This is a genomic window from Janthinobacterium sp. GW823-FHT06H09 (assembly GCF_058794735.1).
Genome location: NZ_JBXAHC010000001.1, coordinates 1 through 19,525 on the forward strand (window position 1 = coordinate 1; position 19,525 = coordinate 19,525).

At 63.6% G+C, this 19,525-nt stretch carries 20 protein-coding genes; 13 read left to right on the plus strand and 7 right to left on the minus strand.

All coding sequences use genetic code 11. The features are described 5' to 3' along the window. Positions 1–195 precede the first annotated feature (195 nt). The 4 genes from AC1Q6X_RS00005 to AC1Q6X_RS00020 all read right to left on the minus strand — a co-directional run bounded on the left by AC1Q6X_RS00005 (position 196) and on the right by AC1Q6X_RS00020 (position 5,192). Positions 196–627 carry a GFA family protein gene (locus tag AC1Q6X_RS00005; RefSeq protein WP_070290728.1) on the minus strand — a complete coding sequence of 144 codons (432 nt, stop codon included), beginning with the start codon at positions 625–627 and terminating at the stop codon, positions 196–198. 63 nt (positions 628–690) lie between these two features. Beyond that, a complete protein-coding gene (locus AC1Q6X_RS00010) occupies positions 691–2,259 on the minus strand; it encodes a CHASE2 domain-containing protein (protein ID WP_492494383.1) in 1,569 nt (522 codons plus the stop codon). Positions 2,260–2,338: 79 nt separating this feature from the next. Further along, entirely contained in the window at positions 2,339–3,667 is a 1,329-nt protein-coding gene (locus tag AC1Q6X_RS00015; RefSeq protein ID WP_492494385.1) for a serine hydrolase domain-containing protein, read from the minus strand. A 28-nt stretch (positions 3,668–3,695) separates the two neighbouring features. Beyond that, positions 3,696–5,192 (minus strand): alginate export family protein, encoded by a 1,497-nt coding sequence (locus tag AC1Q6X_RS00020; protein WP_492494387.1) that lies wholly within the window; start codon positions 5,190–5,192, stop codon positions 3,696–3,698. A 209-nt stretch (positions 5,193–5,401) separates the two neighbouring features. On the opposite strand from AC1Q6X_RS00020, the gene AC1Q6X_RS00025 reads away from it, so the two are divergent. Next, a complete protein-coding gene (locus tag AC1Q6X_RS00025) occupies positions 5,402–6,544 on the plus strand; it encodes a sigma-54-dependent Fis family transcriptional regulator (protein WP_230505320.1) in 1,143 nt (380 codons plus the stop codon). Positions 6,545–6,687: 143 nt separating this feature from the next. Then, positions 6,688–8,496 (plus strand): NAD(P)-binding domain-containing protein, encoded by a 1,809-nt coding sequence (locus AC1Q6X_RS00030; protein ID WP_492494389.1) that lies wholly within the window; start codon positions 6,688–6,690, stop codon positions 8,494–8,496. Positions 8,497–8,815: 319 nt separating this feature from the next. On the opposite strand, the gene AC1Q6X_RS00035 is transcribed toward AC1Q6X_RS00030, so the two are convergent. Then, complete coding sequence (locus tag AC1Q6X_RS00035; RefSeq protein ID WP_121671135.1) at positions 8,816–9,382, minus strand: YceI family protein; 567 nt, start codon at positions 9,380–9,382, stop codon at positions 8,816–8,818. 467 nt (positions 9,383–9,849) lie between these two features. Here AC1Q6X_RS00035 and AC1Q6X_RS00040 point away from each other — a divergent pair, with 467 nt between their 5' ends. The 4 genes from AC1Q6X_RS00040 to AC1Q6X_RS00055 all read left to right on the plus strand — a co-directional run bounded on the left by AC1Q6X_RS00040 (position 9,850) and on the right by AC1Q6X_RS00055 (position 12,962). After that, on the plus strand, positions 9,850–10,308 hold the full coding sequence (locus AC1Q6X_RS00040; protein ID WP_268994098.1) for a YbaN family protein: 459 nt from the start codon (positions 9,850–9,852) through the stop codon (positions 10,306–10,308). Between the two features lie 324 nt (positions 10,309–10,632). Further along, a complete protein-coding gene (locus AC1Q6X_RS00045; protein WP_070222288.1) occupies positions 10,633–11,442 on the plus strand; it encodes a methionine ABC transporter ATP-binding protein in 810 nt (269 codons plus the stop codon). Further along, complete coding sequence (locus tag AC1Q6X_RS00050) at positions 11,435–12,109, plus strand: methionine ABC transporter permease (RefSeq protein ID WP_070313210.1); 675 nt, start codon at positions 11,435–11,437, stop codon at positions 12,107–12,109. The genes AC1Q6X_RS00045 and AC1Q6X_RS00050 overlap by 8 nt, the downstream gene beginning before the upstream one ends. Before the next feature lie 25 nt (positions 12,110–12,134). Continuing rightward, positions 12,135–12,962 (plus strand): MetQ/NlpA family ABC transporter substrate-binding protein, encoded by an 828-nt coding sequence (locus tag AC1Q6X_RS00055; RefSeq protein WP_230505316.1) that lies wholly within the window; start codon positions 12,135–12,137, stop codon positions 12,960–12,962. Positions 12,963–13,040: 78 nt separating this feature from the next. Here the strand turns inward: AC1Q6X_RS00055 and AC1Q6X_RS00060 are convergent, their stop codons facing one another. Next, the gene (locus AC1Q6X_RS00060) at positions 13,041–13,658 is read right to left on the minus strand and encodes an OmpW/AlkL family protein (RefSeq protein WP_070222294.1); all 618 of its coding nucleotides are present in this window, start codon (positions 13,656–13,658) and stop codon (positions 13,041–13,043) included. Between the two features lie 364 nt (positions 13,659–14,022). On the opposite strand from AC1Q6X_RS00060, the gene fur reads away from it, so the two are divergent. The 7 genes from fur to AC1Q6X_RS00095 all read left to right on the plus strand — a co-directional run bounded on the left by fur (position 14,023) and on the right by AC1Q6X_RS00095 (position 18,750). Beyond that, the gene (gene fur / locus AC1Q6X_RS00065; protein WP_034756687.1) at positions 14,023–14,463 is read left to right on the plus strand and encodes a ferric iron uptake transcriptional regulator; all 441 of its coding nucleotides are present in this window, start codon (positions 14,023–14,025) and stop codon (positions 14,461–14,463) included. A 74-nt stretch (positions 14,464–14,537) separates the two neighbouring features. After that, entirely contained in the window at positions 14,538–14,900 is a 363-nt protein-coding gene (locus tag AC1Q6X_RS00070; protein WP_121669994.1) for a MerR family transcriptional regulator, read from the plus strand. 73 nt (positions 14,901–14,973) lie between these two features. Next, a complete protein-coding gene (locus tag AC1Q6X_RS00075) occupies positions 14,974–15,564 on the plus strand; it encodes an NAD(P)H-dependent oxidoreductase (protein ID WP_205602263.1) in 591 nt (196 codons plus the stop codon). Positions 15,565–15,744: 180 nt separating this feature from the next. After that, complete coding sequence (locus AC1Q6X_RS00080) at positions 15,745–16,962, plus strand: SpoIIE family protein phosphatase (protein WP_230505314.1); 1,218 nt, start codon at positions 15,745–15,747, stop codon at positions 16,960–16,962. Positions 16,963–17,027: 65 nt separating this feature from the next. Next, positions 17,028–17,585, plus strand: a complete 558-nt coding sequence (locus AC1Q6X_RS00085) for a SiaB family protein kinase (protein WP_070222302.1) — start codon at positions 17,028–17,030, stop codon at positions 17,583–17,585. Between the two features lie 22 nt (positions 17,586–17,607). Further along, entirely contained in the window at positions 17,608–18,006 is a 399-nt protein-coding gene (locus tag AC1Q6X_RS00090; protein ID WP_070222304.1) for a DUF1987 domain-containing protein, read from the plus strand. Positions 18,007–18,009: 3 nt separating this feature from the next. Beyond that, entirely contained in the window at positions 18,010–18,750 is a 741-nt protein-coding gene (locus AC1Q6X_RS00095; protein WP_070222307.1) for a GGDEF domain-containing protein, read from the plus strand. A 14-nt stretch (positions 18,751–18,764) separates the two neighbouring features. On the opposite strand, the gene AC1Q6X_RS00100 is transcribed toward AC1Q6X_RS00095, so the two are convergent. Then, complete coding sequence (locus AC1Q6X_RS00100) at positions 18,765–19,475, minus strand: substrate-binding periplasmic protein (RefSeq protein WP_230491961.1); 711 nt, start codon at positions 19,473–19,475, stop codon at positions 18,765–18,767. Positions 19,476–19,525: the final 50 nt, after the last annotated feature.

Below are 19,525 nucleotides of genomic sequence, written 5' to 3' on the forward strand. Positions count from 1 at the left end.
CAAGATTTTGACAGCGGTCGATACCGTTCGCAATACCACGAACGGCATGAGGGGAATAATACAAGGTCGGATTAGCGTAGCGTAATCCGACAATGCCACTATCATCCAAAAATAGGGCAATGGCGCGGCAGTGCGCTTGCCGACAGAATGCCGCGTCCTTGAGCGGCAACGACACGTCGGATTACGCCCGCTGGGCTAATCCGACCTGCTCGCCTTCCCTCCAGGCTCCTCCTCCTCGCTGCGCGAGCCCCGATAGCGCGGCAAGCCATCGGCCAGCTTCACCCACTCCAGCTGCGTGCCCGTATAGATATGGCTGTGCGGCGGCAGCTGTTCGGGATTGTCCAGGCTGCAGGTAGTCACGTCGACTTCATCGGGATAGGCACTGTCTTCAAAGGTCAGCTGCGTGCCGCAGCGGGGACAAAAGCTGCGCGTGCCATGGACGCTGGACGCATACGACATCGCTTGCCCCTGCCGCCAGCGAAAGTTCGCCCGTGGCACGCTGAACCAGGCGACAAACGGCGCGCCCGACGCGCGGCGGCACACGGAACAGTGGCAGGCGCTTTGATGAAAGCTGTCCGCGCCGGCGTCATAGCGGACCTCGCCACATAAACATCCTCCCGTCAGCATGGCATCCTCCTGCGATATGAAAAAGGCGCCCAGTTTAGCGCCGCCGCGGCGCCACGGTTTGCGTTAGATCAGGGCGACGATCAACAGCAGCAGCGCCAGCGGCGCCTGCACCAGCACGATGCCCGGATGCGTGCGGCGCAGCTGGGCCCACACGGACAGGCCCGGCACTTCCTCGTGCGGGTGGTGGGCTTCGTCGCGCAGCGACATCGCGTGCAGGAACATGCCGGCGATCAGGGGCCCGGGATTGACCCACCAGCCCTGCTCAAGCAAGCCGCGCGACAGGTAGATGGCCAGCGCGCCGATGGCGAACGGCGAAGCCCACACCAGCGCCAGCATCAGGCGGATGCCATAGAATTCCGCCAGGGTGCCCACGCGGTGCAGGCGGCTGAAATCGTGGTCTTCCATGCGCTTGTCGATGGCCAGCTCGGCGCGGCCGTACAGGGTCCACAGGCCGCCGAACAGGCAGCCCAGCAGCACGCCGATGACGATGTCGGCCGCGAACACCACGTATTTATTCACGTCGGCCGTGCCGATGCCCAGCGACGTGTGGGCAGCCGCGTGCAGGTGCAGGCCGGCCTGCTCGCCTTCGGCCGTCGTATAGCGGTCGCGCACGTCATAGGTGCTGCCGATATACACTACGTTCTTGCGTAGTGCATTCGCCGCTACGCCGGCCTGCCCATCGATCAGTTGTACGCGCGTGCGCGTGTGGTTCAGGAAGGCCGGCGCCACGGCGGCCGGGTGAAACGGCGCGGTGACGGCGTTCTGTTCCGCCGCCGCCCTGGCGTCGCCGTGGATGACGGGTTCGAACGCCCAGCGCGCCAATTCCTTTTCGCTGCCCGTGCGCCGCGCCAGCTGACACACGCGGCCGGCCAGCGCCAGCCCTTCCTTTTGCTCGGACAGGACGGCCGGCATGGGCTGCTGTTGCTCCTGCTCGTCGGCGCCATGCGCCAGCTCGAAGGCCACTGCCGCCAGCACGGGACTTTTCAGTTCGATACGCGTGACGGCGCCCATGCGCTCGCGGATCCGCGGGCTGGCGAAGTGGATGCCGGCAGCGCAGCGCGCGCGTATCCACGCCAGGTTCGCATTCTGATCCGATTGTTCGGGCAGGATCAGCACCAGTTTCCGGCCCTCGGCGGCCAGCCGGTCGAGCAGGCGGTCGAGCGGCCGCTCGCCATCCTTGTGTTGTTCATACACGGCCGGCGCCAGGTCCAGGTCGATGGCCAGCACCTTGCTGCCGCGCGCTGCGGCGCTGGCGATCACTTGTTCCAGGCGCGTGCGTTCCAGCGGTTCGCGCTCGTCGAAAACCTGTTCGAACGCGGGCTGGTCTATTTCGATGATGCCGGGCCGGTAGGCGGCGCCCGGGTCCTTGCCCCGGTTCAGCAGTTGCCCCTGTTCCGCGCTGGCGCGCAGCATGGCCGCATCGAGCCATTCGAGCACGTGAAAACCTTCCAGCACCAGCATCAGCGCGGCGATCAGGCTGGCGCCGATCACGTGATGCAGCAGATGCGTGCCCGTCAGCTTGAAGGCCGAGCCCAGCTGGGCGACCGGCCACAGCAGGCGCCGCCACAGCGGGGGGCGCGGTTGGTCCGGCTGGCTGGTTTCCACGGTGCGTTCCCTTCGCGTGCGTTGCATGAATTATCATTCAAGCAACAAATGATGACGAAAGGATAGTATATTGCAGTTGTGCCCGTTCAGCCGCACTGCTGGCAACCTACTTCGGCTTGGCCAGCAGCAGCTTGCCCAGCGCTTCGAAGGCCGGCGTGGTGGTCGGGTCGTTCGCCGCATTGGCCGCCGTCGGCGTCGAGGCGAAGCGCACGATCACCATTTCCGCCTTCGGATCGACATAGATGCGCTGGCCGTACACGCCGCGCGCCATGTAGGCGCCATGGTCGTTATGCGTGACCCACCACATGTCGCGGTAGCTCCAGCCCTTGAGCAAATCGTAGCCGCCTTTGGCGAACAGCTGCTTGTCGCCGCCGCGGCGGATATCGTCGACGGCTGCCTTGGGCAGAATCTGCTGGCCGTTGTAGCGGCCATCGTTGCGCAGCATTTCGCCGAAGCGGGCCAGGTCGCGCAAGCCCGCATTCAAGCCGCCGCCGGCAAACGGCGTGCCCGTCGAATCGACCGTCATGTAGGCATCCTGCTCGGCGCCCAGCTTTTGCCAGACATGCTCGGACAGGTAGTCGTTGACGTTCTGGCCCGTGACACGGGCGATGATCCAGCCCAGCACGTCGGAGTTGACCGTGCGGTAGCCGAACGCCTCGCCATGCCGGCCCTCGTGCCGCACCGTCTGCAGGTACTCGAAATAGCTGCGCGGCCCCGTGTAATCCTTAGGCTTGGGCAGCGGGCTGCCGGCCGCCGCGTGCTGCCACACTTCCGCTTTCGGGTCCGCGTAATCTTCGCTGAATTGCAGGCCCGTGGTCATGTCCAGCACCTGGCGCACGGTGGCGTCGCCAAACGCCGACTTGGCCAGTTCCGGCACATACTCGGCCACTTTTTTGTCCGGATCGAGCTTGCCTTCGGCCACCAGCGCCGCGCCGATGGTGCCCATGACGGACTTCGTCACGGACATGGCGCCATGCTGGCCGCTTTCCTTCAACACGCCGAGGTAACGCTCATACACGATGCGGCCCCGGTGCAGCACCACGATGCCGTCCGTGTAGTTGGCGCCCAGCGACTGCTCCCAGGTCATCGTTTCCTTCGCGCCCAGAGGCGTGAAGCGCAGGCTGTCGATATCCGTGCGCAGCGCGCGTTTCAGGGGCACGGGTGCCTTCAAGCCGCGCGAGACATCGACCGTCGGCATCAGCTGGCGGAAGTGCGACACGCTCCAGCGCAGCTGCGGGAAATTGAAATAGCTGCCATCGTCGAAACGGATGATCTTGTCGGCCGGCGGCGGCGCGCCCACCATCCATTGCAATGCGGCCGGATCGCTGGCGGCGGCCGACAGCGGCGCCGTCGCCTCTGCCGCGTGGACGCCGGCGGACAGCGCCAGGCAGGCGGCGGCCAGGGCCAGGCGTTTCATGATGGGAAAATCGTTCATGCGATGCTCTCCTTGATAGACAGAATATTTAATAAACCCATACCACGTTCGCCAGCCATCCCGTCCAGGTCCTGGCCTGCCCGTTCACCAGCTGGTTCACGCCCGACTGCGCGAACGAGGCGCTGAAGCCCAGGGTCAGGTAGGTATTCGGGTTCACCACGCGCACGTATTTGACGAAGACGTCGTTGGCCAGCATCGGGCGCAGCACGCCGGCGATCACCACGGGCGCGCCGCCCGGCACGTCGAGGCGCGTGGCCTGGCCGAACTGCAGCGGGCTGCCCATCTGGTTGGCCCGCACCTGGGCCAGGTAGGCGGTCACGGTGTCCTTCGGCGTCGGGTGCAGCTCGATGGTGGCCTGCAGCGCATTCACGTTGGCATTGACGAAGACCCAGGTCGCCTTGCTGCCCGAAGCCCAGGCGCCCGGCGTGCCTTCGAAGAACAGCGGATCGAAGCGCTCATTGCGCGCCGTGCGCGGATCGTCACCGGAAAAGCTCTGGTAGCCAAGCGTGAACTTCGGCGTCCACGCCACGTCGGGCAGCGAAAAGCCCCCTTCCGTGCGCCAGCCCCAGGCCCGCATCGGCTCGCGCGTATTCCACTCGCGCGCGGCATCGACGCCGAACCAGCCTTTCGACAGCACGGTGGGCAGCACGGGAACGCGCGCGTAGCCATACACGAACTGCAAGTCCTTGCGGCCGTCAGGCACGGCCAGCGGTGCGCCGATGCCGCCTGGCGCCGCCTGCGGATACGCCGCATGCGAACGGGGCACCTTGCCATACGCGACGCCGGCCTTGCGGTCGTTCGCGGGCGCGTAGCTGACGTCAACGCCGACGACGCGCGTGCCGCTATCGTTGTCGGGATTTTCATTCGGGTCGAGATAAAACGCCTGGGCGCTGAACGCGTCCTGGCTTATTCTAGCCACCACGGAATTCTGGAAAGCCTTGCGCGGCCCCAGTTTCAGCGCGCCGCGGTCAAAGCCGTTCGAGCCGCCATTGGCGATCAGCATGCCGGTACCCAGCGTGAAATTCTGCGCGCCGGCCGACACATCGACCATGGCGCGCGTGCCGCCGAGCGGCATGCGGATGCCTGCGACGAATTCCTCGATCGAGATGCGGCCCGTGTCGCCCGCGCCAAACGGATCGTGGCGCAAGGTGCCCGAGCCGACGGCGGACACGCGCGCATACAGCTGCTTACCGTCGCCCAGGTTGCGCTTGAAACCGAGCGCCGGCTTGACATAGAACTCGTACCAGTAGGGATTGAAATCGAAGCCGGGATTGCGCGCCGGCGTATTCGACAGCTTCCAGAACAGATTGCTCTCGCCGGCCACCTGCACGCCCGCTTCCACGGAACGCGTCATTTGCCAGCCGGCGGCCATGGCCGGTTCAACGGCGGCGCGCCGGGCTACCTCTTTTTCCATGCTGCTCTGGCCATCGGGATCGAGCTGGCCGGCGGCGGCGCAGGCGGCGCTCCAGCCCAGCAGGGCCAGGACGAGTGAGCTGCGCACGGGGAACATCGCTTGCGTTGTCATAGGTATCCCTTGCGATAGCTGACCTCAGATTTGAACGGATGTTATCAGAGATGCTCTTTTTTATTGTTGTAAAGCATCCTATTGTGCGGCGCCAGGCGTTGAGACGAACGTCTCACGGCAGCCGATGCTGCAGCGCAGGATGCGCCATCCGGGGCTTCGTGCTACAAACGAAATACCATAAAGCAGATACCGAGATACCGGAGAGCGCCATGCCCTACGTCCGCCAGACCAACCATATCGAGCGCGTGCGCGACCTGATCGCCGGCCGCGTCGTCAATCCTGGCGCCGATACGGCCAGGCTGGCGTCGTCGTACCGGCGCTCGCTGGACGACTACCGGCTCGATCCCGCGTCCACCACGGGGCCGCGCATCCTGACGGGCGCCGAACTGCGCGCCATCCAGCAGTCCGAGGAAAATTTTCTGCGCTCCACGGGCCAGTGCCTGCCGCGCCTGCACGCCATGGTGCGCGAAGCGGGCTACTGCGTCATCCTGGCCAATGCGCGCGGCGTGACGATCGACTACGCGGTCGACACGGACCAGCGCAAGGATTTCAAGAAGGCGGGCCTGTACCCGGGCTCGTGCTGGTCGGAAGAGGAAGAAGGCACGTGCGGCATCGCCTCCGTGCTGCTCGACCAGGAAGCCATCACCGTGCACAAGACCGACCACTTCCGCGCCGCCTTCACGGGCCTGACCTGCAGCGCCGCACCGATCTTTTCTCCGCACGGCGACTTGATCGGCGTGCTCGATGCCTCGGCCTTGAATTCGCCCGATGCGCGCGACAGCCAGCGCCTGGTCAAACAGCTGGTGCGCCAGGGCGCGACCCTGATCGAGGACGGCTTTTTTCTCACCTCCTATGGCCATTGCTGCATCCTGCTGGCGCACCGCAACCGCCACTTCGTGGAAGTGCAGCCGGAGATGCTGCTCGCCATCGACGAGCATGGCGACATCGTCGCCGCCAACCGCTGCGCGCGCGACGTCATCGGGGGCCTGGACGCCCTTCCCCGCCCCGTCGCCGAGGTGCTGGAAGTGCGCGCCGAACGGCTGTTCGATGCGCGTACGGGACACAATCTGCTGTCGCTGCGCCTGGCCGGCGGCAGCACCTGGCTGCACGCGCGCGTGCGCGCGCCGCTGCGCCAGGCCAGCGCGCGGGTACGCATCAAGAATGCCGCTCCCGTGACGCAGGACGCGCCGGCCTGCACGCCGCCGGATCTGGCCGAGCGCACGCGCATCGTCAACGCCATGAACGCCGCCAAGTGGCGCCCGCTGCAGGCGGCCGCCATGCTGGGCGTCTCGCGCGCCACCCTGTACCGGCGCATCAAGCAGCTGCACATCGTGCCGCCGCACCGCCAGTAAGGCATACGGCACGCTGAGATTTCCGTCTCACATTCCGCCATGCTGCGCTGCGGAATGCGGGGCTGGAACGCCAGTGTTACAACATCGTCAGCGGCAACACAGCCGCATCCCATCATAAAGTCAGCAGACTTGGAGGAGACACGATGCAAACCGAAATCAACCCGCACGACTTGGCCGTGGCCGGCATCCTGGAGCAGCTCGAAGGCTGTCTTCGCGCCAGCGACGGCACGGGCGCCGCACAACTGTTCGAACAGGATGGCTACTGGCGCGACCTGGTGCTGTTTACCTGGAACCTGAAAACCCTGGAAGGCCGCGGGCAGATCGCCGCCATGCTGGCCGCCCAGCTGGGCGCCGTGCAGCCGGTTGCCATCCGCATCGCCGACGGCGAACATGCGGTGGAAGCGGGCGGCGTGGTGCAAAGCTGGATCACGGTGGAAACGAACGTGGCGCGCGGCGTGGGCTTCATCCGCATCCGCGACGGCAAGATCTGGACCCTGCTCACCACCATGAGCGAATTGAAGGGTTTCGAGGAAGCCAAGGGCGGCCGGCGGCCCATGGGCGCCGAACACGGCGCCCGCACCAACCGCAGCAGCTGGCTGGAGCACCGCGAACAGGAAGCCAAGGAACTCGGTTACGCACGTCAGCCCTATTGCGTCATCATCGGCGGCGGCCAGGGCGGCATCGCGCTGGGCGCGCGCCTGCGGCAATTGAACGTCCCCACCATCATCATCGAGAAAAACGCCCGCCCCGGCGACAGCTGGCGCAAGCGCTACAAATCGCTGTGCCTGCACGACCCCGTCTGGTACGACCACATGCCGTACATCCCTTTCCCCGACAACTGGCCCGTCTTCACACCGAAGGACAAGGTCGGCGACTGGCTGGAGATGTACACGAAGGTGATGGAACTGAACTACTGGGGCTCGACGTCATGCGAATCGGCCAGCTTCGACGAAGCCAGCGGCGAGTGGACGGTGCAGGTGCTGCGCGATGGCCAGCCCGTCACCCTGAAGCCGAAGCAGCTGGTGCTGGCGACGGGCATGTCGGGCAAGGCGAACATGCCGAAGTTCAAGGGCATGGACGTGTTCCAGGGCGAGCAGCAGCACTCGTCGCAGCATCCGGGACCGGACGCGTATGCCGGCAAGAAGGTGGTGGTCATCGGCGCGAACAATTCCGCGCACGATATCTGCGCCGCCCTGTGGGAAGCGGGCGTGGACGTGACCATGGTGCAGCGCTCGTCGACGCACATCGTCAAGTCCGATTCCCTGATGGACCTGGCGCTGGGCGACCTGTATTCGGAACGGGCACTGGCGGCCGGCATGACCACAAACAAGGCTGACCTGACGTTCGCCTCGATTCCGTACAAGATCCTGGCCGACTTCCAGAAGCCCGTCTTCAAGGCCATCCGCGAGCGCGATGCGGACTTTTATGCGCGCCTGGAAGAACGTGGCTTCATGCTCGATTTCGGCGACGACGATTCGGGCCTGTTCATGAAATACCTGCGCCGCGGCTCCGGCTACTACATCGACGTGGGCGCCTCCGAGCTGGTCGCCGAGGGCAAGATCAAGCTGAAAAGCGGGGTCGGCGTGCAGGAATTGAAAGCCCATTCCATCGTGCTGTCCGACGGCACGGAGCTGCCCGCCGACCTCGTGGTGTACGCCACCGGCTACGGCTCCATGAACGGCTGGGCGGCCGACCTGATCTCGCCCGAGGTGGCGAATAAAGTGGGCAAGGTGTGGGGCCTCGGTTCGGCCACGACGAAGGACCCGGGCCCGTGGGAGGGCGAGCAGCGCAATATGTGGAAACCCACGCAGCAGCAATCGCTGTGGTTCCACGGCGGTAACCTGCACCAGTCGCGCCATTATTCGCAATACCTGTCGCTGCAGCTGAAGGCGCGCATGGAAGGGTTGAACACGCCCGTGTATGGGCAGCAGGAAGTGCATCACCTGGCGTAAAGGCGATGCAACCCATGTAGGTCGGATTAGCGCGGGAAGCGCGTAATCCGACACCTTGCTGGCGGTTCATGTCGGATTACGCGCGGCCTTGCCGCACTAATCCGACCTACCACCATCCAAAATATGGGCAGGAGGCGCATCACCTGGCGTGAAAGCCCGCGTAGGTCGGATGAGCGGCACGCCGCGTAATCCGACACCTTGTTGGCGGTTCATGTCGGATTACGCGCGGCGTTGCCGTGCTAATCCGACCTACCGCCACTCAAAAAAAATGGCGGCGGACCGAAGTCCGCCGCCATTTTTTACGTCATGCAGCCAACGATTACTGCTTGATGGCTTCGATCGCAAACGTCAGGGTCACGTCATCGCTGACGGCCGGCGCATATTTGCCGGCGTTGAATTCCGAGCGCTTGATCTTGGCCGTGGCGTTGGCGCCGCACGCGTCTTTTTTCAGCATCGGGTGCGGTGCGCAATTGAACGAGGTGACGGTCAGGGTCACTGGCTTGGTCACGCCTTTCAGGGTCAGGTTGCCTTCCACGGAGGCCAGCTTGTCGCCGTCGAAATTGAACCTGGTCGATTTGTACGTGGCGACGGGATACTTGGCCGTGTCGAGGAAGTCTTCGCCCTGGATGTGCGAGTTGAACAGGGTCGAACCCGTATCGACGGACTTGGTGTCGATCAGCACTTCGACGGCGCCCGTCCTGGCGGCGCGGTCCAGGGTAACCTTGCCGGTGGTGTTATTGAAACGGCTTTGCTGCGTCGAGAAACCCATGTGGGTGTATTCGAAACGGGGGAAAGTATGGCTGCCATCGATGACATAGACTTCCGGAGCGGCAAAGGCGGACAGCGAGAAGCCGGCGGCGGCGATAAAAGCGAGCAGTTTTTTCATTGTAAATTCCTGTTTGGAGTGGAGGATGTCAAAACCGCAACCGGCGGCAGGCGGGAAGCGCTGCGGCTGATTGTCTGGCTTCAGTTGCAACAGATTATGCATGGCATGAAGATCGATGTAAAACGGAAAATATACCTAGTTAGCATCGAAAAAATCGATAATAACGGTAAGGATGTCCACGACAACGTCTTCTGTTGCCGATTATTGTCTGCATTGCCAAAAATATCCAGCGTTATCCGGCGCCTCAGATCAGGCCGCAAATGAGAATGATTCTTGTTATTACCCTGCAGGATTGTTATCATTGCGGCCCCGGCAAGCCTGCAGGTTCGCCTTGATTCCTCCATAATAGCGCAGCACATACAGCAGAAAAACATGACGGCCACCCGCCACGATACGCACACCTTGAACGCACAGCCCATCGTTTCCCCGCCCCGCAGCCAGGGCCTGACAGCCGGCGCCCTCGCCTGATGGGCGAGCCGCACGCCCAGGCTTCCCTGCGCGAAGCGCACGGCGCGCGCCTGCGCCGCTGGGCCTGGACCGCTGCCGGCGCCCTGATGGTGCTGCTGGGGATCATCGGCGCCATGCTGCCCGTCATGCCGACGACGATTTTCCTGATCCTCGCCCTGGCCTGCTTCAGCCGCGCCTCGCCGCGCCTCGAGCACTGGCTGCTGCACCATCCGCGCTTCGGCCCGCCGCTGCGCCAGTGGCGCGAACACCGCGCCGTCTCGCGGCGCGGCAAGGCCATGGCTTGCCTGGGCATGGCCATCGGCTTCGTCGCCATGTGCCTCGGCCATCCGCCGTGGTGGGTCATCGCCATGGTGGGCGCCATGGAGCTCGCCGTGCTCATCTACCTGTTGCGCCGTCCCGAAGGTCCTGCGGCCAGCGGAGCAGAATCTGCCCGTGAAGAGGACAATCGCAGGCAGTAAACGGCCCTGCCCGCGGCGAAAAAACGGCAACTGAGCCGAACCGCACATAAAATCACCGCGATGCCTGCACAGGGCGCGTCGAACTTTTCACCAAGATGCGGCTCCGCCACGCCCATCGGCGCGATTAAATTCGGCAAGAACGCCGCTTTCCCGCTTTTTTCACTTGAAAACAGTCGCATAGACATTATTTGCATATTCAAAGCAAGATTCTGTCGTAGGAGTAATAACACGATCGGAGGTATACTACGCAACCGACGTAACAGGCTGGGCGATTTGGCCCCTGCAAGCAAGCCTGTGACGGTCCAATAAAAAAGGAAACACTGCATGACCACACCACACCGTACGCCGGTGATTCGCATCGATGGCGCGAACAAGACCTTCGCGCTGCCCAAGGGCGAACAATTCCACGCGGTCAAATCGGTCACGCTGGAAGTCTATCCCGGTGATATTTTCGGCCTGATCGGCAAGAGCGGCGCCGGCAAATCGACCCTGCTGCGCCTGATTAACCTGCTCGAGCGCCCCGACAGCGGCACCATTACCGTGGCCGGGCGCGAACTGACCCGCCTGGGCAAGAGCGAACTGCGCGACGCGCGCCAGAATATCGGCATGATTTTCCAGCAATTCAATTTGCTGCAAAACGCCAGCGTCTTCGACAACGTCGCCTTCCCCCTGAAAATCCATGGCACGACCAAGGGCGAGCAGATCGCCGCCAGAGTCGAGGAATGCCTGGCGCTCGTCGGCCTGTCCGACAAGCTGCACAGCTATCCGGCGCAATTGTCCGGCGGGCAGAAACAGCGCGTGGCGATCGCCCGCGCCCTGGCCAGCCACCCCGACGTGCTGCTGTGCGACGAGCCGACGTCCGCGCTGGACGCGGAAACGACGCGCGCCCTGCTCGACACCCTGCGCGACATCAATGCGCGCCTCGGCGTGACCATCGTCATCGTCAGCCATGAGCTGTCGGTGCTGGGCGCCATCTGCAACCGCGTGGCCGTCGTGGAAAACGGCGCCATCGCCGAACAATTCGACTTGAGCGACACGGCCACTCCGCGCAAGACGGCGCTGGGACGCGAGCTGGCGTATTACGGCACCGAGGCGTTTGAAGCCACCGCATGGAAGGATGCAACACATGTTTGAAGAATCGATCAATAACGTCGTCAAGCTGCTGCCGGAAATCTGGGTGGCGCTGGGCCAGACCATGACCATGCTGGGCATCGGCTTGACCGCCGCCATCCTGATCGGCGGCCCGCTGGGCATTTTGCTGTTCCTCGTCTCGGAAGGCCAGTCGCTGGAAAACCGTCCGCTGTCGACGATCCTCGGCTGGCTGGTGAATACCGTGCGCAGCTTCCCCTTCATCATTTTGCTCGTCGCCCTGACGCCGTTTACGCGCATCATCGCGGGCACCTCGATCGGCCCGCTGGCGGCCAGCGTGCCGCTGTCGTTCGCCGCCATTCCCTACCTGGCGCGCCTGGTGGAACAGAACCTGCGCGAAGTGCCGCGCGGCGTGATCGAAGCGGCGCACGCCATGGGCGCGTCGGAAATGCAGATCATCTTCCGCGTGCTGCTGGTCGAAGCGCGCTCCGGCCTCGTGCTGGCGCTGACCGTGCTGTCGATCAGCTTCCTGTCGTATTCGGCCGTGGCCGGCGTGGTGGGCGGCGGCGGTATCGGCGACCTGGCCATCCGTTACGGCTACTACCGCTTCGAGACGGACATCATGGTCGCCACCGTGGCCATCCTGATCGTGCTGGTGCAAACCATCCAGTTCGCCGGCACGCGCATCGCCAAGCGCCTCGACAAACGTTAATTCAAATTCAGAAACAAGGACCTGCATGAACCACCTTCGCCGTAATTTGCTCCTGGCCGCCGCCAGCCTGGCCTTCGCCACCGCCGCCCATGCCAAGGACCCGAAAGAACTCGTCATCGGCACCAGCTCCGGCCCGTATTCCGACCAGCTGAAGCTGGGCATCAAGCCTATCCTGGAAAAACAGGGTTACAAGGTCAAGATCGTGGAATTCAACGACTACGTGCAGCCGAACTACGCGCTGGCCGAAGGGTCGCTGGACGCCAACGTGTTCCAGCACATCGTCTACCTGACCAAGTTCGCCACCGATAACAAGCTGCCATTGAGCGCCCTGATCACCGTGCCGACCATGCCGATCGGCCTGTACGGCGGCAAGCAGAAAACCCTGGCCGAAGTCAAGAACGGCGCCACCATCACCATGCCGAACGATCCTACCAACCAGGCGCGCGCGCTGGTGATGCTGGCCAAGATGGGCTGGATCAAGCTCAAACCGAACGTCGATCCGCTGCGCGCGTCCGAACGCGACGTGCTGGAGAACCCGAAGAAGCTGAAACTGGTGCCGCTGGAAGCGGCGCAGCTGCCACGTTCGCTGGCAGACGCCGACTACGCCTTTGTGAACGGTAACTTCGCCCTGGCCGCCGGCATGAAGCTGACCTCGGCCCTGAGCGTGGAAAAGATCTCGGACAGCTATATCAACCTGGTCGCCATCCGCACGGCCGACAAGGGTAAACCATGGGTCAAGGACCTGGAAGCGGCCTACCGCTCGCGCGCCTTCCTCGACGCGACGAACAAATACCTGGCCGGTTACGAAAAGACGGACTACCAGCTGGCGCTGGAAAAGACGCTGAAAAAATAAACGGCGTGCACCAAACGTAAAAAGGACGGCCAAGGCCGTCCTTTTTTATTGTCCGCGCCTTGCGGGCGCCATCACTATTTAGAAGCGGTAGCCCACGCCTACGCCGATCAGGATAGGATCGACTTTGACTTCGCTGATCTTGGCGCCGCCGGCCAGTACGTCGCTGCGGATCTGTACTTTCTTGATGTCGAAGTTCAGCGACCAGTTTTTGTCCAGTTTGTAATCGACACCGGCTTGCAGCGAGTAACCCCAGCTGTCATGCTCCAGGCGGCCTGCGCCGTTCAGCAATTTCACGTCCGAGATATTCGTGTAGTTCACGCCGGCACCCACGTATGGGCTGAACTGTTTTTCAGGCATGAAGTGGTATTGCAGCGACAGGGTCGGCGGCAAATGCTTGAAAGTACCGATCTTCGTGCCGGACAAGGTAACGTCATGCTTTTGCGGATACGTCAGGATCAGCTCGGCAGCGATGTTAGGCGTGAAGAAATACGAAATATCGATTTCAGGAATCGTCTTGCTGCTGACGTGAATAAGGTCGGATGCGCCGACGCCACCAACAGGAGCAGATTTGTTGGCCGGATCGATGTGCACGGCGCGGGCACGGACCAGCCATGGGCTTTCCTGTGCCATTGCGTTGCCGGCGAAGGCGCCGATGGCGGCCAGGACGATTGCTGCTGCAGTTGCGGACTTTTTCATTCTAGTTCCCTCTTTTTGTCGTTAAGTAACGCTGCGAAGTCTAAGAGTGCAGTGCAACAAAAACTTTGATCCACATCAAATAGTGCTAGATGGCATCACTAGACGGATTTTTTCCTTTGCCCAAGTCAAGAAAATGCGGCAATGCAGCGTGACCGGATGCAAGGTCCCCTATTTCAGCGGCCAGCCAGCCGCGCAATGCTGAGACAAGTTGCGCGCCGCGCAATGGTTACTTGCGCCGATGTCACTGGATTGCCGCCGGCCCCTGCAGCATACTATTTCCAGTGCACACATGAGAATGGTAATGATTATCATTTGCGATATAATGGCTTACCTCGCTCAGCGACTACAAAAAGGAATGGGAGACATGGATATATTGAGGGAACTGCGTGAATCGGGCTTGAAAGTGACCATCCCCCGCTTGCGGATTCTGCAGCTGTTCCAGGAAGGCACGATCAAGCACCTAAGTGCGGACGATGTCTACAAACTCTTGCTGGCTGAAAAGATCGACGTGGGCCTGGCCACCATCTACCGCGTGCTGATGCAGTTTGCCGAGGCCGGCATTCTGTTTCGCCGGCACTTCGAATCGGGCCACGCCGTGTTCGAACTCAATGAAGGCCAGCACCACGACCACCTGGTCTGCACGGGTTGCGGCAAGGTCGATGAATTCGTCGACGAAGGCATCGAACTGCGCCAGAACGAGATCGCCGCCGAACGGGGCTTCGTGCTGCACGAGCACGCGCTGTCGCTGTACGGCACCTGCGCCGAGTGCACGGCGAAGAAAGTCCCGCCGCGCAAAGCCTCCTGAGGCAGCGCGGAAGGTAGCGCCTGGCAAGCCACCTGCGCTACACTGCGTGCGCCACAGCTCAACAAGGGACAAGCATGTACATCGGAGAAATCGCCCGCCTGGCGGGCACCTCGCCCAAGGCCTTGCGCCACTATGAAGCGCTGGGCTTGCTGGGCGACGTGCGCCGTTCCGGCGCCTATCGCGTCTACACGCAGCAAGACCTGGCGCAGGTCAAACTGATACGCCAGGCGCAGGTCCTGGGCTTCCGCCTGGCCGAACTGCTGCCCGTCCTGGCCGGCGACGATACGGACTGGGCCGCCCTGTCGCGGCACATCGACGCCAAGCGCGCGCAGGTGCGGCAGGATATCGCCCGCCTGCGCCAGCTCGACGTGCAGCTGGCCGACATCGACACGGAAATCCGTGACTGCCTGGCGCGCCAGCAACTGCAGGCAGCCTGACACTGCGCGCTTGACTCTGCCCCCAGGGGCAGGCTTTAGCATGCAAGCTCTTCTTTAACGGAAAGCCTGCAGCATGAGCAAAATTACACCGAAGCGCATTTTAATTCTCCTCGGCCACCCGTCCAGCGACAGTTTCTGCGCCGCCCTGGCCGAGGCCTACGCCGCCACGGCCCGCAGCGCAGGCCATACCGTGCGCGAACTGCGCCTGGGCCAGCTGGACTTCGACCAGAACCTGCATGAAGGCTACCGCCAGGTGCAGCCGCTGGAGCCAGACTTGCTGGCCGCGCAGGAAGCCATCAGCTGGGCCGAACACCTGGTGTTCGCCTACCCGATCTGGTGGGGCGGCGCGCCGGCCCTGCTGAAAGGTTTTGTCGACCGTATCTTCCTGCCCGGCTTTGCCTTCAAATACCGCCCGGGCAAGGCCTTTCCCGCCCAGCTGCTGAAGGGCCGCACGGCGCAGCTGCTGGTGGCGATGGACACGCCGCCCTGGTATTTCCGCTGGGTCTACCACATGCCCGGCATTCACCAGCTGCGCAAGACGACCCTGGAATTTTGCGGCGTCAAGCCGGTCAAGGTGGCCTGCTTCGGCCCCATGATCGATTCCACCGGCACGCAGCGCGCGCGCTGGCTGGAGCAGGCACAGGCGCTGGCCAGGCGTCTGTAAGCCCGGCAACGGATTGCCATGCAGCCATCTTGCATACGGTTTTGACAAGCCGGTAATCAAGCCGTCATATTCAGCGGCTACCATGATGATATTGCCTGTTTGTCAGTCGCCTTGCTCTCGCGACAACAAAGGTCCGATCGTCATGTAAAGGTAGCCGCTGTGGAGTTCAACGCTTCTCGATTGCATCTTCCCCGTTATCGCACGTCCGTGGCGCTTGATCTGTGCGTTCCCACGGAATCCGTGCAGGCCGACGCCAGCAACTTCGCCGTGCTGGAATTGTTCACGGAACGGCGTGACATGATGAGCCTGCCCGTCACGGAGCAGCAGAAGCCGATCGGCTTAATCAGCCGCAATATCTTCATGTCGCAGATGTCCAAGCCCTTTTATCACGAGGTGTACGGCAAGAAGAGTTGCATCGCCTTCATGGACAAGGAACCGCTGATCGTCGATGGCGCCATGAGCATCGAAGACCTCACCTTCCGCGCCGTGGAAGCTGGAGAGAAGGCGCTGGCCGACGGCTTCATCATCACCGAGGATGGCGCGCTGGCCGGCGTGGGCTTCGGCCTGCAGCTGATGAACGTGGTGGCCACCATGCAGGCGGAAAAGAACCGTCAGATCATGCACAGCATCGATTACGCCAGCGTGATCCAGCGCGCGCTGCTGCGCACCTCCGATGCGGAATTGCGCGCCACCCTGCCCGACGCGCACCTGGAATGGCAGCCGCGCGACGTCGTCGGCGGCGACTTCTACTTTTTCGAACGCCACGAAGGGGGCTGGTTCGCCGCCATCGCCGACTGCACGGGCCACGGCGTGCCGGGCGCCTTCATGACCCTGATCGCCTCGTCGGCCCTGAGCCAGGCCTTGCGCGAACAGGGGCCGCGCGATCCGGCCGCCCTGATCGGCGCCGTCAGCCGCGCCATCAAGACCCTGCTGGGCCAGGACGGCGCCGACAGCGGCGCGGCCACCGGCCACGCCGGCTCGAACGACGGCATGGATTGCGCCTTTTTATGCTACGACACGGCCAGCGCCAGCCTGCGTTTCGCAGGGGCGAAACTGGCGCTCTACGTGGTGGCGCCGGGCGAAGAAGCCGTGCGCGCCATCGATGGCGCGCGCATGGGCGTGGGCTACGTTGACACGCCGGCCGGCTACTGCTGGCACAACGAGACACCCGACATTCCCGCCGGCAGCCTGCTGTTCCTCACCACCGACGGCTTGCTCGACCAGATCGGCGGCGCGCGCGACATCGCCTACGGCAAGCGGCGCATGCGCGAGCAGCTGCTGGCGCGGCGCGACGCTCCGGCCGGCGATGTGGCGGCGGCCCTGCTGCAGGACAGCGCCGCCTGGCAGGGAAAACAGCCACGCCGCGACGACCTGACCTTTTTCTGTTTCCGCCTGTAGTCTGGGCGCCATCGAGCCACCTTATCAACAAGACACCGGGTCACCGGCTAGCCAGGAGCACGCACGTGCTGTACGAAGAATTCAACGAGTTTTGGGATGTGGCCCGCAAGCGCAACATCATCTTTTTTTACGTGGGCTATTTCTCGCAGCACGTGGTGAGCGCCATTTCCGAAACCATCAAGGCGCGCCTCGATACGGCCGGCGCGGCCGGGCCCACCCGGCGGCGCATCTTTTCCTCGTTCATCGAGATGTCGCAAAACATCATGCATTATTCAGCCGACAGCCTGACGCCCGATGCGCAGCTGGACCAGCAGATGCGGCGCGGCTCGTTTTGCATCGGCACGCGCGGCGACAGCTTTTTTCTGCTGTGCGCCAACCCCGTCTCGACCGACAACGTGGCGCAGATCCGCGCCCGCCTGGAACCGCTGCACACGATGACGATGGAAGAAATCCGCCTCGCCTACAAGAAGGCCCTGCGCGAGGAAGCGCCATCGGACAGCAAGGGCGCGGGCCTGGGTTTTCTCACCATGGCGCGCGATGCCAGCGAGCCGCTGGAATTCGAATTCGTCCAGGACCCACAGGAACCTGGCCACACCATCTTCTGCATCAAAGCCATCATTTGAAAGAGCCGACTCAGGAAAGCATATGCAATTACCGTCACCACTGTTCATCGCCGCGACCCCGAGTTCGCCCGAAATCGACTTCCGTTTCGAGCAGCACACCCTGTCGATCAAGGGCGAGTCGTATCCGGAAAACGCGGCCGCCTTCTATGGTCCGCTGATCGCCGCCGTGCGCGCCTATCTGGAAGGCTGCCGCGAAGCTGCCATCACCGTCAACGTCTCGCTGGCCTACTTCAACAGCTCCAGCACGAAGATGCTGTTTACCCTGTTCGACACCCTGAACCAGGCGGCCGTGGACGGCAACCAGGTGCGCCTGAACTGGTATCACGACGAGGACGACGACACCATCCTGGAATTCGGCCAGGAGCTGCAGCAGGATTTTACGGCCCTCGACTTCCACGACCATCCCGTGCAGGGCAGCTAGGGCATGCGCGCCGCCATCTCCGAGTCCGGCCTGGAGCCCGACCTGTTCACCGTGGAAGCGGCAGCGCTGGCCGCCGCGCGCCGCATGCACGCCGACGCCAACGCCTCGGGCGCGGAACAACGGCGCGTGCTCGGTGAACTGATCGTTCACTACGAGCGGCTGATGCGCGAGACGCGCCGCCTGATCGGCCGCAGCGACCGCGCCGAGCGCGACATGCATCTGCTGAACCGCCAGCTGCAAACCCTGGCCGGCCAGCTCGAATACCGCGCCACGCACGACCCGCTGACGGGCGCCCTGAACCGCGGCGCCGTGATCGACCACGCCTCGCGCTGCCTGGCGCAGGGTGACATGGCGCTGATCGTGCTCGATATCGACCTGTTCAAGCAGGTCAACGACGACTTCGGCCACCCGGCCGGCGACGGCGTGATCCAGGCCGTGGTCGACTGTTTGAAAGGGTTGCTGGGACAGGAGACGGCCATCGGCCGGGTCGGCGGCGAAGAGTTTTCCGTCGTCTGGCCCACCTCCTCGCGCGACGAGGCGGCGCAAGTGGCGCAGCGCATCTGCGAGACGGTCGGCCGCCAGCGCCATGCGGCGCCCATCACGCGCGCCATCACCATCAGCGTGGGCCTGAGCTGGAACCGCGCCGGCACGCCGTTCGAAACGGCCTACAGCCATGCGGACCAGGCCCTGTACCAGGCCAAGCGCGAAGGACGCAACTGCGTGCGCCAGTGGCTGGAGAGTTAAGTCGATGCGCTGAATCAGCGCAGCTGTTCGCGCGCCATGCTGCCGTCGCGGCGCATGGCCGCTGCCGCGCGCTGCATCGCCGCCACCTGCGCCTCGGGCACCTTGAGGTTGCAGGCCAGGTAAGTCTGCACGCGGTTGAAAGTCAGCAGGGGCACCACCTTGCCCTCCCACTCCTTGCCGACGAAAGGCTTGCTGCCCACCGCCAGGCCGACTGCCCACAGGTCGATGCGCCCGAGCAGCAGCTTTTGCGGATTGATCCACTCCTGCGTGACAGGCGCCACGTTCATGCCGTGCTGGCGCAGGTAGTCGTCGCGCGCGTCGCCGAGCACCGTGCCGATCACCAGGCCGCGCGCATCGGCCAGGGTGCGCAGCGCCAGATGCCGCTCGGCCAGGCCATACAGTATCCACTCCGCTTCGTTGAGGGGGCCGATCCAGCGAAATTGCGCTTCGCGCTCTTGCGTGCGGGTGGTGGAAAAGATGCAGGTGTCAGGCTCGCGCAGCGCCTGCGCATACGCGCGTTTCCACGGCAGCAGTTCCATCGTATAGCCGATGCCGGCGCGCGCCATGATGTCGCGCACCTTCAGCGTTTCGCGTCCCACGACGACATTGCCTTCCATCATGCTCGACGGCGGCAAATGCTCGCCGACGATGCGCAGGCCCGCCGCCCCGGCCGCCGCCGGCAGCAACAGCGCCGCCAGCAGCCATGCCATGCTTGCTTGTTTCATGCTTGCCTTCTTCTACCACAGGGGATACGCAGCCCTGCACCTGCAGGATG

Bases quoted from the DNA above. Each gene is read 5' to 3' on its own strand.
- AC1Q6X_RS00005 (WP_070290728.1), bottom strand. From the start codon at position 627: ATGCTGACGGGAGGATGTTTATGTGGCGAGGTCCGCTATGACGCCGGC.
- AC1Q6X_RS00010 (WP_492494383.1), bottom strand. From the start codon at position 2,259: ATGCAACGCACGCGAAGGGAACGCACCGTGGAAACCAGCCAGCCGGAC.
- AC1Q6X_RS00015 (WP_492494385.1), bottom strand. From the start codon at position 3,667: ATGAACGATTTTCCCATCATGAAACGCCTGGCCCTGGCCGCCGCCTGC.
- AC1Q6X_RS00020 (WP_492494387.1), bottom strand. From the start codon at position 5,192: ATGACAACGCAAGCGATGTTCCCCGTGCGCAGCTCACTCGTCCTGGCC.
- AC1Q6X_RS00025 (WP_230505320.1), top strand. From the start codon at position 5,402: ATGCCCTACGTCCGCCAGACCAACCATATCGAGCGCGTGCGCGACCTG.
- AC1Q6X_RS00030 (WP_492494389.1), top strand. From the start codon at position 6,688: ATGCAAACCGAAATCAACCCGCACGACTTGGCCGTGGCCGGCATCCTG.
- AC1Q6X_RS00035 (WP_121671135.1), bottom strand. From the start codon at position 9,382: ATGAAAAAACTGCTCGCTTTTATCGCCGCCGCCGGCTTCTCGCTGTCC.
- AC1Q6X_RS00040 (WP_268994098.1), top strand. From the start codon at position 9,850: ATGGGCGAGCCGCACGCCCAGGCTTCCCTGCGCGAAGCGCACGGCGCG.
- AC1Q6X_RS00045 (WP_070222288.1), top strand. From the start codon at position 10,633: ATGACCACACCACACCGTACGCCGGTGATTCGCATCGATGGCGCGAAC.
- AC1Q6X_RS00050 (WP_070313210.1), top strand. From the start codon at position 11,435: ATGTTTGAAGAATCGATCAATAACGTCGTCAAGCTGCTGCCGGAAATC.
- AC1Q6X_RS00055 (WP_230505316.1), top strand. From the start codon at position 12,135: ATGAACCACCTTCGCCGTAATTTGCTCCTGGCCGCCGCCAGCCTGGCC.
- AC1Q6X_RS00060 (WP_070222294.1), bottom strand. From the start codon at position 13,658: ATGAAAAAGTCCGCAACTGCAGCAGCAATCGTCCTGGCCGCCATCGGC.
- fur (WP_034756687.1), top strand. From the start codon at position 14,023: ATGGATATATTGAGGGAACTGCGTGAATCGGGCTTGAAAGTGACCATC.
- AC1Q6X_RS00070 (WP_121669994.1), top strand. From the start codon at position 14,538: ATGTACATCGGAGAAATCGCCCGCCTGGCGGGCACCTCGCCCAAGGCC.
- AC1Q6X_RS00075 (WP_205602263.1), top strand. From the start codon at position 14,974: ATGAGCAAAATTACACCGAAGCGCATTTTAATTCTCCTCGGCCACCCG.
- AC1Q6X_RS00090 (WP_070222304.1), top strand. From the start codon at position 17,608: ATGCAATTACCGTCACCACTGTTCATCGCCGCGACCCCGAGTTCGCCC.
- AC1Q6X_RS00095 (WP_070222307.1), top strand. From the start codon at position 18,010: ATGCGCGCCGCCATCTCCGAGTCCGGCCTGGAGCCCGACCTGTTCACC.
- AC1Q6X_RS00100 (WP_230491961.1), bottom strand. From the start codon at position 19,475: ATGAAACAAGCAAGCATGGCATGGCTGCTGGCGGCGCTGTTGCTGCCG.